This window comes from Bradyrhizobium sp. (genome assembly GCF_047605465.1).
Lineage (GTDB): Bacteria > Pseudomonadota > Alphaproteobacteria > Rhizobiales > Xanthobacteraceae > Bradyrhizobium.
Genome location: NZ_JASGFS010000001.1, coordinates 170,310 through 186,153 on the forward strand (window position 1 = coordinate 170,310; position 15,844 = coordinate 186,153).

Annotated in this window: 15 protein-coding genes; 6 read left to right on the forward strand and 9 right to left on the reverse strand. The window is 63.4% G+C overall.

All coding sequences use genetic code 11. The features are described 5' to 3' along the window. Positions 1–4 precede the first annotated feature (4 nt). The 8 genes from fahA to QM712_RS00875 form a co-directional block, all read right to left on the reverse strand. Complete coding sequence (fahA, locus tag QM712_RS00840) at positions 5–1,291, reverse strand: fumarylacetoacetase (RefSeq protein ID WP_415021116.1); 1,287 nt, start codon at positions 1,289–1,291, stop codon at positions 5–7. 40 nt (positions 1,292–1,331) lie between these two features. Continuing rightward, complete coding sequence (locus QM712_RS00845; RefSeq protein ID WP_415021117.1) at positions 1,332–2,168, reverse strand: sugar phosphate isomerase/epimerase family protein; 837 nt, start codon at positions 2,166–2,168, stop codon at positions 1,332–1,334. Between the two features lie 34 nt (positions 2,169–2,202). Further along, complete coding sequence (locus QM712_RS00850; RefSeq protein ID WP_415021118.1) at positions 2,203–3,387, reverse strand: ABC transporter substrate-binding protein; 1,185 nt, start codon at positions 3,385–3,387, stop codon at positions 2,203–2,205. 250 nt (positions 3,388–3,637) lie between these two features. Next, complete coding sequence (locus QM712_RS00855) at positions 3,638–4,426, reverse strand: helix-turn-helix transcriptional regulator (RefSeq protein ID WP_415021119.1); 789 nt, start codon at positions 4,424–4,426, stop codon at positions 3,638–3,640. A 260-nt stretch (positions 4,427–4,686) separates the two neighbouring features. Further along, entirely contained in the window at positions 4,687–5,724 is a 1,038-nt protein-coding gene (locus QM712_RS00860; RefSeq protein WP_415021120.1) for a branched-chain amino acid ABC transporter permease, read from the reverse strand. A 1-nt stretch (position 5,725) separates the two neighbouring features. After that, the gene (locus QM712_RS00865) at positions 5,726–6,601 is read right to left on the reverse strand and encodes a branched-chain amino acid ABC transporter permease (RefSeq protein WP_415021121.1); all 876 of its coding nucleotides are present in this window, start codon (positions 6,599–6,601) and stop codon (positions 5,726–5,728) included. A 5-nt stretch (positions 6,602–6,606) separates the two neighbouring features. Further along, positions 6,607–7,317 (reverse strand): ABC transporter ATP-binding protein, encoded by a 711-nt coding sequence (locus QM712_RS00870; RefSeq protein WP_415021122.1) that lies wholly within the window; start codon positions 7,315–7,317, stop codon positions 6,607–6,609. After that, positions 7,314–8,093 (reverse strand): ABC transporter ATP-binding protein, encoded by a 780-nt coding sequence (locus QM712_RS00875; RefSeq protein ID WP_415021351.1) that lies wholly within the window; start codon positions 8,091–8,093, stop codon positions 7,314–7,316. Before QM712_RS00875 ends, QM712_RS00870 begins: the two co-directional genes overlap by 4 nt. Before the next feature lie 166 nt (positions 8,094–8,259). Here QM712_RS00875 and QM712_RS00880 point away from each other — a divergent pair, with 166 nt between their 5' ends. The 6 genes from QM712_RS00880 (at position 8,260) to QM712_RS00905 (ending at position 14,876) form a co-directional block, all read left to right on the forward strand. Next, on the forward strand, positions 8,260–9,822 hold the full coding sequence (locus QM712_RS00880) for a bifunctional 3-(3-hydroxy-phenyl)propionate/3-hydroxycinnamic acid hydroxylase (protein ID WP_415021123.1): 1,563 nt from the start codon (positions 8,260–8,262) through the stop codon (positions 9,820–9,822). A gap of 15 nt (positions 9,823–9,837) precedes the next feature. Next, positions 9,838–10,839, forward strand: a complete 1,002-nt coding sequence (gene hpaD, locus QM712_RS00885) for a 3,4-dihydroxyphenylacetate 2,3-dioxygenase (protein WP_415021124.1) — start codon at positions 9,838–9,840, stop codon at positions 10,837–10,839. A gap of 118 nt (positions 10,840–10,957) precedes the next feature. Then, positions 10,958–12,031, forward strand: a complete 1,074-nt coding sequence (locus QM712_RS00890; RefSeq protein ID WP_415021125.1) for a Gfo/Idh/MocA family protein — start codon at positions 10,958–10,960, stop codon at positions 12,029–12,031. A 335-nt stretch (positions 12,032–12,366) separates the two neighbouring features. Continuing rightward, a complete protein-coding gene (locus QM712_RS00895; RefSeq protein ID WP_415021126.1) occupies positions 12,367–13,353 on the forward strand; it encodes an ABC transporter substrate-binding protein in 987 nt (328 codons plus the stop codon). Positions 13,354–13,380: 27 nt separating this feature from the next. Then, the gene (locus QM712_RS00900; protein WP_415021127.1) at positions 13,381–14,133 is read left to right on the forward strand and encodes an ABC transporter permease; all 753 of its coding nucleotides are present in this window, start codon (positions 13,381–13,383) and stop codon (positions 14,131–14,133) included. Then, a complete protein-coding gene (locus tag QM712_RS00905) occupies positions 14,121–14,876 on the forward strand; it encodes an ABC transporter ATP-binding protein (RefSeq protein ID WP_415021128.1) in 756 nt (251 codons plus the stop codon). Before QM712_RS00900 ends, QM712_RS00905 begins: the two co-directional genes overlap by 13 nt. A 108-nt stretch (positions 14,877–14,984) precedes the next feature. Here the strand turns inward: QM712_RS00905 and QM712_RS00910 are convergent, their stop codons facing one another. Beyond that, positions 14,985–15,839, reverse strand: a complete 855-nt coding sequence (locus QM712_RS00910; protein ID WP_415021129.1) for a MetQ/NlpA family ABC transporter substrate-binding protein — start codon at positions 15,837–15,839, stop codon at positions 14,985–14,987. Positions 15,840–15,844 lie beyond the last annotated feature (5 nt).

The window sequence follows — 15,844 nt, forward strand, 5'->3', positions numbered from 1 at the left end:
GAGCTTACAACGCCGGGCCGATGCGCCCCGCGCACGCGCCAAATCCGATCGACACAAAACCATCCCGCTCGCATCGGCCGCGCAGGATGAGCTCGTCGCCGTCTTCGAGATAGCGTCGCGTTGTGCCATCCTTCAACTTGAGAGGCTCGGCTGCGCCACGGGTGATCTCGATCAGGCTGCCAAGCCCCCCGTCCCGGCTCGATATCGTACCCGAGCCGAGCAGGTCGCCGGCCTCGACGTTGCAGCCGTTGCTGGTCATATGCGCGACCATCTGCCCCGGCGTCCAATAGAGGCCCAGCGACGACGCACCGCCGAGCTTCGTCGCGCCGCTATCCTCCGCCGAGGAGCGCAGGTGGGCTTCCAGCCTGATGTCGATCCCGCCAAGCGCACCCGCCGGCTCGGCGAGATACGGAAGCGGTTGCGGGTCACCATCCGGCCGCGATGGAGGCGCCGCACGAAACGGCTTCAGGGCCTCCGCGGTGACGATCCAGGGCGAGATCGTGGTCGCGAAGCTCTTGCCCAGGAACGGTCCGAGCGGCTGATACTCCCAGGCCTGGATGTCGCGCGCCGACCAATCGTTGAGGAGGCAGAAGCCGAAGATGTGTTCCCAGGCCTTGTCGACCGGAACGGGCTCGCCGATCCGCGACGTGCCGCCCAGGAAGAAGCCGAGTTCCATCTCGTAGTCGAGTGCCCGGGACGGCGCGACCGCCGGAGCGGCACCTTCGGACTGCGGACGTTGCTGACCACGGGGACGCTGCACAGGCGCTCCACTCGGCCGTATCGTCGAGACACGGCCGTTGTAGGCGATCGGCACATATTTGTAGTTGGGCAGCAGTGGATTGTCCGGCCGGAATATCCGCCCGACATTGGTCGCATGCTCGATCGAGGCGAAGAAGTCGATGTAGCCGCCCGGGCGGAGCGGCATGAGCATTTCAACCGCGCTCATCGGCACCAGATGCTCTGCCGCGGCCGCGCCTTGCGATGCGCCGCGCTCCAGCACGCGGCCGACGGCACGCCGCACCGCGCTCCAGGCCTTGGGATCACGGCCGATCAGGGGCGCGAGTCCTTTGCCCTCGCATTCGGTGACGATGCCGCCGACGTCACCGAGCAACTCGGCAATCGCAACGAGATCCAGAATGGAGCCCCCGATCGCGACACCGAGCCGGGCACCGCGCTCCGTCCGAAACATGCCGAATGGCAAGTTCTGAATGGGAAATTCCGCATCCGGAAGATTGGCTTTCTCGACCCAGCTACGGCGTGCAGGATCGTGGCTCTCGTCAAGAGCGATCATATTCTCAGGTCCATTCTCAGCTGCGCTGCCCCGGCTTTCGTCAAACCGATGCAAGCGCCTCACGCAGCGTCGCGGCAGCATGCTTGGCGACGAAGGCGGGCTCGTCCCGCAAATAGCGGGCGTTCATGATCTCGACGGAGTAGAGCCCTTCGTAGCCGATGCCCTTCACGCGCCGGAGAAATTCGTTCACCGGCGCAACGCCCTCGCCGGGAAACAGGCGATAGTGACGCCCGACTTCCATGTACGGCAGATTGGTCTTGGGAATATCGGCCACCTCAACCAGAAACAGCTTCGCCGGATCGATCGCATCGATGCCATCAAGCGGGAGATCCATGCAGAAAATATGCAGGCTATCGAGCATGATGCCGAGATGGCTGTGGTCGACTTCCTTGACGATCGACCAGACGTCACGATAGTCCGCGGTCTTGCGACCCCAGCACACGTGTTCGTAGGCGATGCGAATGTTGCGGGAGCGACCGAGCTCGGCAAGCTCGCCGAGATCGTCGACGATGCGGCTGCGTTCGCCCGACGCGTCCTCGCGCATGTTGGTGCACAGGATCAGGAGATCGGCGCCGATCCACGCCATCTGATCCATCATCTGCTCGGCGATCTTGTAGGCGTGCTTCTTGTAAGGCTCGGGAGAACCCTCATAGTCGCGGAACGCCTGATAGGCGCAGACCGACAGGCCGCTGTCGCGCAGCAGGCCGATCGAGTAATCGGGACCGCGCGGGTCCTCGTAGAGGTCGCGCGGCCAGAATTCGGTGGCGACGAAGCCGGCATCTTTCATTGCCTGGAGCTTGGCCGGCAGCAACCCGCCAAAGGTGGCCGTCGTGCACGCGATGCGGTTACCCGCATCGCTCGTTTTTGTCGCGATCATCGATAGCTCCCGTGCAATCTGAAAGGACTTCTCGTCAGATGCTGATGAGCGGTCCCGTCGGCGTCCAGCGTTCCCCGTCGAAGCTGATCACCTGGAACGAGCGAATGCCCGAGTAGTCCGTCGGCGTCGTGTTGAACTTGATGCCGTTGATCACCATGGGGACCTGGAGGTCCGCGATGTTCGTCGCGGCCTTGATCAGCGTCTCGCGATTCAAGTCGCGGCCCGCCGCCTTCAGCGCCTGATGCATGGTGAAGGCGCGGCAGTGCCCCATGACCACAGCCGAGTCGCTCGACTTGCTCTCCGGGTAATACTTGCCGTGCCAGGCGAGGAACTCCTTGGTCGCAGCATCTGTCGACAGACCCGGATCCGACGGCACCTTCATGAAGGCGACCGAGAGAATGCCCTTGCTCTTCTCGAGCCCGGCCGGCTCGAGCACGATGTCGATCGCATTTGATCCGCTATGGACGTATTGCAGGGGACGCCAACCGAGATCGAAAGCCTTGCGGATCGATTGTGCCGTGAACTTTGGTGTCGCGAGATTGATGAAGACATCCGCCTTCGAACCCGCGAGCGTGATGACCTGCGGATCGACGGAGGGGTCCGAGGTCTCGTAGGTCTGCTCGGCGACGACCATCTCCTTGAGGCGATCGCCGAGACGCTCCTTGAACCCCTTGAGATTCGAGCGGCCGAAATCGTCGTTCGGCGCGAGAATTGCGATCTTGGCGTTCGGCTTGGTCTGAAGCACGTGCGCGGCCCAGACACTGCCTTCGAGCGCATAGTTCGGCTGCCACGGTATCGTCATCGGCGCGTTCTGGGGATCGAAGAAAGCCGGCCCACCCGTTCCGATGAAGAGATGCGGCACCTTCTTCTGGTTGAGGTATTTCGCAACGGCGAGGTTCGTCGGCGTGCCGATCGAGCCGAAGATCGCGAGCACGCGCTCCTGCTCGACGAGTTTGCGGGTATTCTCGACGGCTTTGGGCGGGCTATAGGCGTCGTCGAGCGCGATCAGGTTGACCTTGCGGCCGTTGATGCCGCCGTTGTCGTTGACCCACTTGAAATAGGCCTCGCCGGACTTGCCCTGCACGCCATAGGCGGAAGCGGGGCCGCTATAGGGAGCCGACATTCCGAGCTTGATCTCGGTGTCGGTCACGCCGATGTCGGACTTGCCCTGCGCAAGCGCGGGCCTCGCGAGCAGGGACGAACTGGCGACGGCGGCCATGCCACCCAGCACCGTCCGGCGCGAGATCCCCTTGAGTTCAATCCCAGATGACTTCCCGTTCCGCCTTGTCACGCTACCCTCTCCTCCGGATTATTGATGCTGTTGTTGCACAGCCGTCGGCCCGTCCTGATGGGACGATCCGCGATCGGAGCGAGAATGGCAGGGCTATGGAGGTCCGTCAGTCACAGCGTCTGGTGACGGACCCGGCAAGGATCGGCGGAAGCGGATCGGCCGTTGCGCGCGCGCCGGGTTAGCTCAGGACGAGCCGCATCAGCTCGTTCTGGGACGAGATCCGAAGGCGTGAATAGGCGCGCTTCCGGTACGTCAGCACGGTGTTGATGCTGATGTTGAGCCGCAGCGCGATGCCTTCGGAAGAAAGGCCCACCGCAATGAGCCCGCAAACCTCGCGCTCCCGTTCCGAAAGCGACGGCGCCAGCACGCCGAATCGAGTCTTGAACGTCTGCTCGTGATCCTCATCCGCCGTATCGTCCGATACCTCGGCGTGGCGCCTCACGATCGACATCAGCAGTTCGGCGTGATCGGCGATGCGAGCCTCTTCGTCGGGCTGGAAGTCGTGCCGGGAGCGACGATAGAAATGGAGGCGCAAACGACAACCGTCCCGCGTCTGCGAGAGCGCGATGCGCTTGTCGAGTTGGACGGAACCGTAGCAATCCTGGCGATAGCTCGAATGCTCGATCTCCTGGGCCCTCGATTTCACGATCCAGCAGTCGCCGTCCGGGATCTGCGACAGGACGGATTCGATGGGATCGTGCAGCCAATAGCTGGTCCGGTAGCGAACGGCGCGTTCCTGGGCGACGGGAAGCACCCCGATGTTCTCGGCGACGATCGTGTGCATCCGCTGAGAGCGATCGAGGAGAAAGGCGGTGAAATGGTCCGCCTGGCAGATGTCCCTGGCGAACGAGAAGACCTGGCCCGAAAAATTCGGGCGCCCCACGGATTCGATCAACTTCGGCAGCGCGCAAATGGCTGGAAAGCCTGCGGCCTGCTGACCGCCGCGCGTGAGCGACCGTGCCTCCATCTGGAGTCTTCTCCCCTTGCACGAGCCTGCTGTGCGGCTCTTAACCCTCAACCGTTTGAAGGGCTCGCGTTTGCATCCTAGTTCGCATGCAAACTTGCTGCAAGTTGCAGACCCCGTCGGAACAGGGACAAGGTGACTGGGAGGTATGCGCAGGAGGATATGCGGCGAATTGATCCAGCATGATGCCTGGCACCCCGGACGACTACGTCCGATGCACAATGCCGGTCAGGACAACGCGGAGTTGAGGCGAGCGCCGGACGTCAGGCCCGCAGACGCAAACGCGAGGCGATCTTGCGAAGCAAGCCCGCGGTGCCTTCCGGCATGAGATACATCGTGCCGATGAGGAACGCGCCATAAATCGCCCACGGCGCCGCCTTGGAAATGGAATCCGCCAGGTTCGGCACCAGCACGATGAACAGGGCGCCGACGACGCTCCCCAGGATGGAACAGAGTCCGCCGACGACGACACCGGTCAGGAGGCTGACGGACAGATAGAAGCTGTAGGTGTCCGAGCTGACGAACTGCACGATGATCGCACCGAGCGCGCCGGCGATGCCGGTGTACATCGCGCTGATACCGAAGGCGATCGACTTGTACTGCGCGACGTTGATGCCCATCGCGACCGCGGCCGTCGGCTGCTCGCGGATGGCAAGGAGCGCACGCCCGATCCGGCCGCGCATCAGATTGCTGCCGATGATGAAGAGGATGACCGTGACGGTCAGCGTGAAAATGTACAGCCACTGATCCTGGTTCAGCGGCAGGCCGAACGGGGCATCGGGCTTGGTCAGCAGAATGCCCTGAACACCACCGGTCCAGTCCTCCACATATTTCCACTTCAGGAATTGCGGCAGCGCGACCGCCAGCGCGAAGGTCGCGAGCGCGAGCTGGAAGCCGCCCAGCCGCAACGCCGGAAAACCAAAGAGATAGCCGAGCACGAGGCAGATCAATCCGGAGGCCGGAATCGTCGACCAATACGGCAGATCCCAATGGCTCATCATGATCGCGGCGGTGTAGCCGCCGATGGCCATGAAAGCACCATGCCCCAGCGAGAGCTGGCCGTTGAAGCCGGTGAGGATGTTCAACCCCAACAGCGCGACCGCATACATGGCGGTCGTTGCGGCCAGGAACAGGTAATAGTCATCCCCGAAGAACGGCAGCAACGCGGCCACGACGACGGCGAAAGTCGCGAGCTGACCGAGCCGGTTGCTGCGCGCCGATCGGGACGAGGCGCCCGACGGCACGTCGCGCTTGGGAGACACGAGAGAGGTCTTGACCGAAAGATCCTGGGACAGCGTCATCTCAGACCCGCGTGACAATCTTGCGGCCGAACAGGCCCGCCGGTTTCAGGATCAGCACGCCGATGATCACCAGCAGCGCGATGCTCAGTTTGAGCTCCGTGCCGACGACATAGGCGCCGACCAGGTTCTCGAGGATGCCGATGATGAAGCCGCCGGCCACTGCGCCCCAGGGATTGTCGATGCCGCCGAGCTTTGCGGCTGCAATGGCGTAGATCATCACGCCCGACATCATGTTGGGATCGAGATAGACGACCGGCGCCACCATCATGCCGGCGATCGCGCCCAGCAGTCCTGCCAGCCCCCACCCCGTCGCGAGCATGAGCCCCACGGGAACACCCGACAGGCGGCAAGACACCGGATTGAGCGCCGAGGCACGCATCGCAAGGCCGAGCTTGGTGTAGCGGAAGAAGACATAGAGCACGACCACCGTCACCAGCGTCACGCAGAGCGAGCCGACGTCATGGCTCGAGACATAGCGATTGCCGAATGGCGCCTCCGCCGGGAACGGGCTGGGAAAGCTCTTGGTGGTGTAGTCGAACAGACCGCCCGCCACGCTGTTGAAGATCACCTGCAGGCCGATGAATACGATCACGGCGGCAAGCACCGATCTCCCCTCGAACGGACGCACGACGATACGCTGAACGCCGAACCCGATCGCGAACGAGGCCAGCAGGGTCAGAGCGAAGGCGGGCCAATACGGAATGCCCAGCGAAGTAATCATGGACCACGCGATGAAGGTGGAGAACATCGCCATGTCGCCCTGGGCGAAGTTCACCAATCCCGTAGCCTGGTAGATCATGACCAGTGCCAGGGCGAGGCTTGCATAGATGCCGCCGTTCACGATCCCGGACACCACCTGATTGATAAGGACATCCATGACGGTCAGTAGCCCAAATATGATTGACGGATGGCGTCGTTTTCCTGGATTGCGGCCGATGAGCCGCTCATCACGATGGAACCGGTTTCAAGAAGGCTCGCATGATCGGCCAGTCCCAGTGCCAGACGCGCGTTCTGCTCGACGATGAGCATCGAGACCTTGTCCGTCGCATTGATCGCACGCAGGATCGCGAAGATATCGCGGATGACGAGGGGAGCCAGGCCGAACGACGGCTCGTCGAGCAGCAGCACCTTGGGCCGCAGCATCAACGCGCGGGAGATGGCGAGCATCTGCTGCTCGCCGCCGGAAAGCTCGCCCGCATTCTGCTTGGCGCGCTCGCGCAGCCGGGGGAAATAGTCATAGCATTTCTGGATGTCGGAGCTGACCTCGCGGTCCCGGCGGGTGAAAGCGCCGATGCGAAGGTTGTCCTCCACCGTCAGCGCGCCGATCGTTCCGCGCCCGTCCGGCACATGGGCGACGCCGAGCGAGGCGATCTTCTCCGTGGAAAGGCGATCAATGCGCTTGCCGTCCAGCAGGATTTCGCCGGTGACCTTGACCATGCCGCAGATGGCCCGCAGCGTCGTGGTCTTGCCCGCGCCGTTCGCGCCGAGGATCGTGGTGATGCCGCCGCGCACCAGCTCGAAACTGACGTCCCGTAGCGCCTGGGTCAGCGAGTAATAGGCATTCAGGCCGCGTACCGAGAGGATCGTGCTCATGCCTCGGTCCCCAGATACGCTTCCATGACGTCCGGATTGGAACGAACCGTATCGGGGCTTCCCTCGGCGATCTTTCGTCCGAAGTTGAGCACCACGACCTTGTCCGAGACGGACATGACGAGGTTCATGTGATGTTCGACCAGCAGGATGGCGATCGACATCTTGTCGCAGACGTCGCGGATCAGCGCGCGCAGGCCTTCGACCTCCTCGTGATTCAAGCCGGCCGCCGGCTCGTCCAGCATCAGCATCTTCGGCTCGGCCGCCAGGGCGCGCGCGAACTCGACCCGCTTCTGGATGCCGAACGGCAGGCTGCCGACGTCGACGTCGACGTAGGGTCCGAGGCCGACCAGGTCGCACATCTCGAGCGCCCGGTCGCGCGCGCGCCGCTCTTCCGCGGCAACGCCGATCTGGAACGCATGCGCCAGAAAGCCGCAACGCAGCGTGTGGTGTGTCCCGACCAGAACGTTGTCGAGAACGCTCATGGTCCGGAACAAAGCGAGGTTCTGAAACGTCCGGCCGAGGCCAACGCCGGCGATCTTGTACTGCGGCTGGCTGTCGAGGCTGTTCCCATCGAACAGTATCGAGCCACTGTTGGGGCGATACAGGCGACTGATGCAGTTGAAGAGCGTGGTCTTGCCGGCCCCGTTGGGTCCGATCACGCTGCAGACCTGCCGGCGCGCGGCGTCGAAGCTCACATCGCTCAAGGCAATGATTCCTCCGAACCTGATCGAGACATCGCTCACGCTCAACAATGGGCCGGCCGCGTCCACCGAAATTCCCTTCCCCGCATGTTTGATTGCGAACCGTCCCCACGGATTGGATATCCTGCTCCCTATACCTGCCCTGCCGTATCCGGACTGTCCCAATCCAATGTGACACTCTGGCCGGCGGATAGCGCCCTATAGGAGAGGGCCGCTACGTTCCGCTTTGGGGGATCACGCCTTGCAGCATTTCGACGCCGTCATTTCAGGTTGTGGGCCAACTGGCGGCGCGCTGGCAAACCTCCTTGCGGCACAGGGCCTTAGCGTCTGCGTGGTCGAACGGTTCCCGGAGGTGTATCCAACCCCGCGGGCAATCGTTCTGGACTGGGAAGCGATGCGCGCACTGCAATATTGCGGCGTTGCCCATGCCCTATTCCCGAGCACGCGGCCGCACCCGGGGACGGACTTCCTCGGCGTCGATGGCGAGATCATCAAATTGTTCGATCCGGCCCCACCGCCCTACGCGCTCGGCTGGCCGTCGACCTCGACCTTCGTCCAGCCGGAACTCGAAAAGATGCTGCGGCGGGCGCTCAGCTTGCGGGCCAACGTTACCATGAAGCTCGGCTGCACCGTTGCGGATTTCTCGGAGGAGACCGAAGGCGTCACCGTCACGATTGCCGATAACGCGACCGGGGCACGGGAAGCCGTGACCTCCACCACGCTGATCGGCTGCGACGGCGCCAACAGCGAGATACGCAAACGCCTCGGCTTCGGTCTGGAAGACTATCGCTTCGACGAATGGTGGATCGTCGTCGATGCCTGGCAGCTTTGCGACACCGACCTGCCGCGCAAGACCACGCAATATTGCTGGCCGTCGCGACCGGCGACCTATGTCGTCGGCCCCGGAAATTTGCGTCGGTGGGAGATCAAGCTCCTGCCGCACGAGAGCCCGGCGGATTTCGAGGATCCGGCGCGGCTACGCGAAGTGATGGCGAAGTATGTCGACATCCGTTGCTTCGACATCTGGCGCAGCGCGACCTATCGCTTTGCGGCGCGGGTCGGCGATCGCTGGGCGAGCCGGCGCGTGTTCCTGGCAGGCGACGCCGTCCACCAGATGCCGCCCTTCCTTGGTCAGGGCCTTTGCGCGGGTCTGCGCGATGCCTTCAATCTGGCGTGGAAGCTGGTTTTTGCGCAGCGCCACGGCTGGTCAGATGCCTTGCTCGCGACATACGAGACGGAGCGAAAGCCACATGTCGCAACCGTCATCCAGCACGCGAAGGAGTTCGGCCTCATCATCGGGGAAATGGACGAGGCACGCGCGATCGAGCGTGACCGGACATTGCGTGCCGAATTGCGCGAAGGCCGGATGACGACCACACGACAGGCCTTCATTCCCAACCTGGCGCACGGCATTCTCGGCGATACGCCTTTATCGGGCAGTCTCATGGTTCAGCCCGAGATCGTCGGCAAGGGTCGCACCCGTCTGATGGACGACCTCTGTCCGATGGCGTTTCTCTACGTGACCACCGACTCCGCCGCGCAGGCCTGGATGGAACCGCATGCGGAATCATGGCGCCGCCTCGGCGGCCACCGCATCGTCATCGGATCGTCCGCGGAGCCGACTGTAGAGGGCGTCCTCGCGATGACCGAGGCCGGCGACACCTTCGCCAAATGGGCGGCGGCGGGCAGTACCGAAGCGGTGATCGTTCGCCCCGACCGCTATGTCTATGCGAGCATCCAGAACGAGAACGACCTCGCAAACAAGCTCGCGCGTCTGAATGACCAATTGGGATTCGCAGACTGAAGCAGGGAGAGACCTATGCTGCCGCAATGGAATCGAAAGCCGCCCTTCAACATGAGCCGGGCGAGCCATGTCGCCCTGACCTGCCGCGATCTCGGCGCCAGCCGTGATTTCTATGCCGGCGCGCTCGGGCTTGTCGTGACCGACGAGACAAAGGACACGCTCTATCTCCGCGGCCTGGAAGAGGCGAACTATTACTCGATCGCCCTGCACAAGAGCGATGCACCGCCGAAGGCCCTATGGATCGGCATGCGCGTCGAGGACGACAGCCATTTCGAGCCCCTCGCCGCCTGGCTCAAGCGGAAGGAGATCGCGTATGAATTCGCCGATGTCGCTCATCAGGGCAGGACATTGCGCTTTCGCGATCCCGTCGGGCTTCCGGTGGAGGTCGCCGCCCACATGGACATCGTCGAACGCCGGATGCAGGACTACCATACGTTCCGCGGCGGCAGCCCACAGCGCTTCGATCACTATCAGATCGTGACGCACGACGTTCAGACCGCCACCGATTTCTGGAGCGAGCTCGGTTTCCGGCTGGCCGAATACACGGCGCCCGAAAACTCCGACGAATTGTGGGGCTCCTGGCTCGAGCGCAAGGGCAACACCCACGACATCGTCTTCACCAACGGCAAGGGGCCGCGGCTGCACCATTTCGCCTTCACCGTCCCCGACGTCACTGCGCTCATCCACGCTTGCGACGTCGTCTCGAGCCTCGGCTATCTCGACATCATCGACCGCGGCCCCGGCCGCCATGGCCTCAGCAACGCGCTGTTCGTGTATTTTCGCGATCCGGACGGCCATCGCATCGAGCTCTTCAACACGCATTACCAGGTCATCGATCCCGAAACTCCGCCGATCCGCTGGGACCTGACCAACCCGCGCCGCGCCCAGCTATGGGGCATGCCGGCCTCGAAGCGCTGGTTCTTCGAGGCCAGCGAGTTCAGGGATTGCGCAGTGCTGGATCCGCTGCTGGTGGCCGAGCCTCTCACCCTGGAAAAGTATCTCGAAGCGCAGAGCTGAACAGAAAAGAGCGATGCTCCATCGCGAGCGCGCATCGACTGTCACAGGTGGCTGTGACTGACCGTGCTCGGCTTTTCCTGCAACGTCGGCCTGCAGCTCTCGTAAGGAAAAGACCGGGATGAGTGAGCCGAACGCACTTCGCGCCGGGATCGTCGGTGTCGGGCAAGCCCAGAAGCAAGGCAGCCCGACGGCAGGCGCCTACCGCATCGGCTATACCCATGCCCGCATGTATCGCCGCACGCCCGGCTTCGTGCTCACGTCCGCAGCGGATATCGACGCAGCTAATCTTCGCGCCTTCAATGACGAATTCGATGTCGGCGGCTATGCGAGCCTGGACGAGTTGCTGAAACACGACCGGCCCGACGTCGTCAGCCTGTGCACCTATGTCGGCCTCCATCTCGATATGATCAAGGCCTGCGTCGCGGCCGGCGTCAAAGGGATCCTCTGCGAGAAGCCCCTGGTGGCATCGCCGGCCGAACTCGCCGAATTGCGTGCGCTGGTTGCGGCCTCCGGCGTCAAGATCATCGTTCCCCATTTTCGCCGATACCGGAGAGCCTTTGCGCGCGCGCGGGAGATCATTTCGGCCGGCGAGATCGGCCAGCGCGTGATCGTCTCGGCGGCGATCGGCAACGGCTGGGATTTGAGCGAGTGGGGTTCGCACTGGCTCGACATGTATCGCTTCTTCCACGACGACGAGATGCCGGAATGGGTCATGGCGCAGGCGCGCGTCACCGATCGTCGCGGTTTCGGTCACGCCATGGAAGACCACGCGGTCGCCGTCATGGAGTTTCCTGGTGGCGGCCGTGCCGTTCTGGAGACGGGCGTGCACTATCTCAACGACGGCGTCACCATGACGATCGGCGGCAGCCGCGGCTCGATCGTCATCCGCTCCGAGGACAAGCTGCACGTCTATACCGATGCCGGCGCTCGCGAGGAAAACTTCGAGGATGCCGACGGTCTTCTCTCCGCATGGTCCGGCATGGCCGCCGACTTCCGGGATTGGATCAATGGCGGAGCCGCGCCGCCTCTCCGCTTCGATCACGTGGCAGGCACCGCCGAATTGACCATGGCCTGTTATGTCTCCATGGTCGAAGGCAATCGCGTCGATTTCCCCCTGGAGAGTTCTGCGCGCGAGTGGCTGGTCGAGGAGCTTGCGCGACGCCACGCCTCAAACGCTCGCCCCGGCGAATAATCGCCGCGTGCGACGCCCCATGAGTGCCCTCCTCGCAAATCCGAGGGCAGCCCGCACGCTCATGCGAGCGATACGGTCTCGTCAGGGCCTTCCCCGAGAAAACCGCTAGCCCAACCCCGATCAGGTCCACGAATGCACCGTCGGCCGCCGTTCCTCCGGCGCGCGATGATTTGGAAGATTCATCTCGTAATTCGCGCATTGACGAATGATCCATTCTGCACCGCGACAATCTAAGCAATGGACCAAATGTGGCGGAAACACGAAAAGAAAGGCCGGTTTTCCCCTCACGTTTCGGAAGGATCACGATGCGCGTCGTATCAACTATGTTGGCTGCCATGGCCGCGGCTTTTGCTGCTCTCGGGCTCGCCACGTCCGCCCACGCGCAGCAGCCGCTACGCGTCGGCTTCATCCCGGTGATGGGCGCGGCGCAGATCTTCGTTGCCGAGGGCGAAGGCTGGATCAAGCAGGCTGGATTGAATCTCAGCACCAGCACCTTCGAATCCGGTCCGAACATGATCCAGGCGCTGCAATCCGGCACGCTGGACGTCTACGTCGCCGGCCTCGCGCCGCTGCTCGTGGCCCGCTCAAAAGGCATCGACGTCCGAATCGTGGCCGCGACCGTCGTCGAGGAAATGGGGTTTGCCACGAGCGCCGCCTTCTCTCCCCAGATCGAGGGCAAGGATCCGGCGGCGGCGTTCAAGGCCTTCCGCGAGAAGAACGGTCGTCCCGTCAAGCTGGCGACCCAGCCGATCGGCTCGGGCCCGAATACGGCCCTGCAGCACTGGCTGTGGGAGGCCGTGAAGGCGGACAAGGCTGACGTTCAGATCGTCGAGATGGGCATCGACGCGACCCAACGAGCCATCTCCACGGGCGCGGTCGAAGGTGGCTCGGTGCGCGAGCCCGCGCTCGCCATCATCCGCAAGCAGAACCCCGCCATCAAGCTGATCGCGACCGGCAAGGATATGTTCCCCAATTTCCCCGGCGTTGTCGTCGCAGTGATGGGCCCGTTCGCGGACAAGAACCCTCAGGCGGTGGACGGCCTCGTGCGCTCGATCATCCGGGCGACTGCGCTGCTGAAGGAGCATCCGGAGAAGACCGTGAAACATGTCGGGGCCGCATTCGGCAACGGCCTCGTCCCCGACGATATCCTGCTCGAGGCCCTGAAGTCTCCGCAGACCCAGTTCACCTCCGACCCGCGCCGGATCGAGGAGTCCACGAAGAAGCTCCAGGACTATCAGGTCAAGATCGGGGCGCTGCAGAAAGCGGAGCCGCTCGAGGGATTGTTTGCCTTCGACGTCTATAATCGCGCCGCTGCGAACTAGTCCCTGCAACGAAACGCGACGACGCAGGTGACACGAACGCGATCATTATTGCTGGGGGCGCTGGGCTTCTTCGCCTTCCTCGCCTTGTGGGAGGCGTTGCCCGCCCTTCAGATCGTGCCGGCATCGGTGTTGCCGCCTCCGAGCGCGCTGCCGCGCGCGTTCTGGCGCGAATTCTCAAGCGGCATCTGGTTCGCGAGCCTGCTCACGAGCCTGCGCAACTATTTGTCAGGCCTGCTGATCGGCAGCCTGCTGGGTGTCGGACTCGGCGTCGTCACCGGCATGTCGGCGACGCTCGAGTCCTTTCTTTCCTGGGTCATTCGAATCCTGCGGCCCATTCCCGGCCTCGCCTGGGTGCCCTTCGCGATCCTCTGGTTCGGCATCGATCCGGCGGCCGCCATCTTCATCATCTCGACCGGCGTGTTCTGGATCTGCTATTTCGCCGCCCTCGGTTCGGTGCACACCGTCGACCGCGACCTGATCGAGGTCGCGGATGCCTTCGGCTTCCGCCGCGCGCATCAGAAGCTGATCAAGGTTATCCTGCCGGCAGCGGCGCCCGGCATCCTGGTCGGCATGCGAACGGCCCTCGGCCAGGCCTGGATGGCCGTCGTGGCCTCCGAGATCTTCGGCGTGCCCGGCCTCGGCCAACGCATGATGCAGGCTTCCAACCTGCTGGCGAGCGACATCGTGGTCGTCTACATGGCGACGATGGCCGCCCTCTATGGCCTCATCGACACGTCCTTCGTGGCACTTCAATCGCGGGTTCTTCGATGGAAGCGATAGTCTCGCTGCGCAACATCGGGCTGACCTTCGCGCGCGACGGCGAGCGAACCGAAGTCCTCCGCGATCTCAGCCTCGATATCGCGCCGGGCCGCTTTGTCGCCGTGCTTGGTCCTTCCGGCGTCGGCAAGTCCACGCTGTTGCGCGTGATCGCCGGCTTGCTCTCGCCGAACGCCGGCGCGGTCGAGGTGAACGCCCGCCCGGAAGGCTTCAGGTTGCCGGTCGCGCTTGTGTTCCAGGACTCGCGGCTGCTGCCGTGGCGCACGATCATGTCGAACGTCTGCTTCGGGCTCGAACACGGCCGGGTCGGCGCCGGCGAGCGCCGGGACATGGCGAGGGCCGCGCTCGCCCTCGTCGGCCTGCCCGGATTCGAGAAACGATATCCGCACGAGATGTCGGGCGGCCAACGTCAGCGCGTGGCATTGGCCCGCGCCCTCGCGGTCGATCCCGATATCCTGCTGATGGACGAGCCGTTTGCGGCTGTCGACGCGCTCACGCGCGAGGCCTTGCAGGATGAACTCGCGCGCATCCACGCCGCCACTCACAAGACCATCGTCTTCGTGACCCATTCGATCACCGAGGCGGTCTATCTCGCCGATGAGATTGTTGCGATTACCGGCAAGCCGGGACGCCTGGCCGCTTCGATCGCGATCGATACGCCGCGACCACGGCGACGCGACGACCCAGCGAACCGCGACCTCATCGCGCGCTTGCGTGAGGTTCTCGGCGAAGACGCAGCGGCTTGATCCGTCTCGCGATCGACCGCCGCGACGATCATTGCGGAATGCAATGCCGGCCGGATGACGAAGCGCCGCGGGGCAAATACCGCGGCGCTTCCAGATCGTATCCCCGAACTAGCGAGTAGCGGCCGCCGAGACCGGGGCTTGTTCATTCTCCCACGGGAACGAAATGACGTTGCCGTAGTATTTCTTCAGGATCTCCTTCACTTCGGGCGTGGTCTGATAGATCTGGATGAACTGCTTGATCCGGGGATCGTTGGCTCGGTCGGGGCGGGCCACGAATCGCAACGCATAGAGATCGTTCGGCTTCTCCAGGACGATCGGGCTGTTGGGATCGAGGCCGCCGAGTTTGGCGAAGGCCGGATAGGTCACCGCGGCATCGACGTCATCCAGCGCGCGCGAGATCTGCGGACCATCGACCTGGACGATCTTGAGCTTCTTGGGGTTGTCCACGATGTCCACGATCGTCGCATGATAGCCGACGTCCGGCTTGAGCTTGAGCAGTCCGGCCTCTTGCAACAGCGACAAGGCGCGGCCCGTATTGATGACGTCGTTCGCGATGGCGATCGTCGCGCCGTCCCTGAGATCGCTCAGGCTCTTGATCTTCTTGGAGTAGATGCCGTTCGTGGTGGAATAGCCGAGCCCGACCGGAGCGAGATTGTAACCGGCCTTCTTGATGGAATCCTCGAGGAACGGCAGGTGCTGGAAGTAGTTCAAATCGAGATCGCCGTTGGAGACGGCGATGTTCGGCGTGGACCAGTCGCTGAACTCGACGATCTTGACGTCGAGCCCTTGTGCTTTCGCTCTTGCAACGACGATATCGAGAGCACCATTCGTAGGCATCGTCGCAACGCCGACGGACAACGATGCGGCAAACGCGCCCGTTGTGAAAGAGCCGAGCACTGCGCACGCGAGCGCCCAGTTGCGTAACAGTCTACGGGCACCGTGAGCCGAGATAGTCGAATTCATATTGG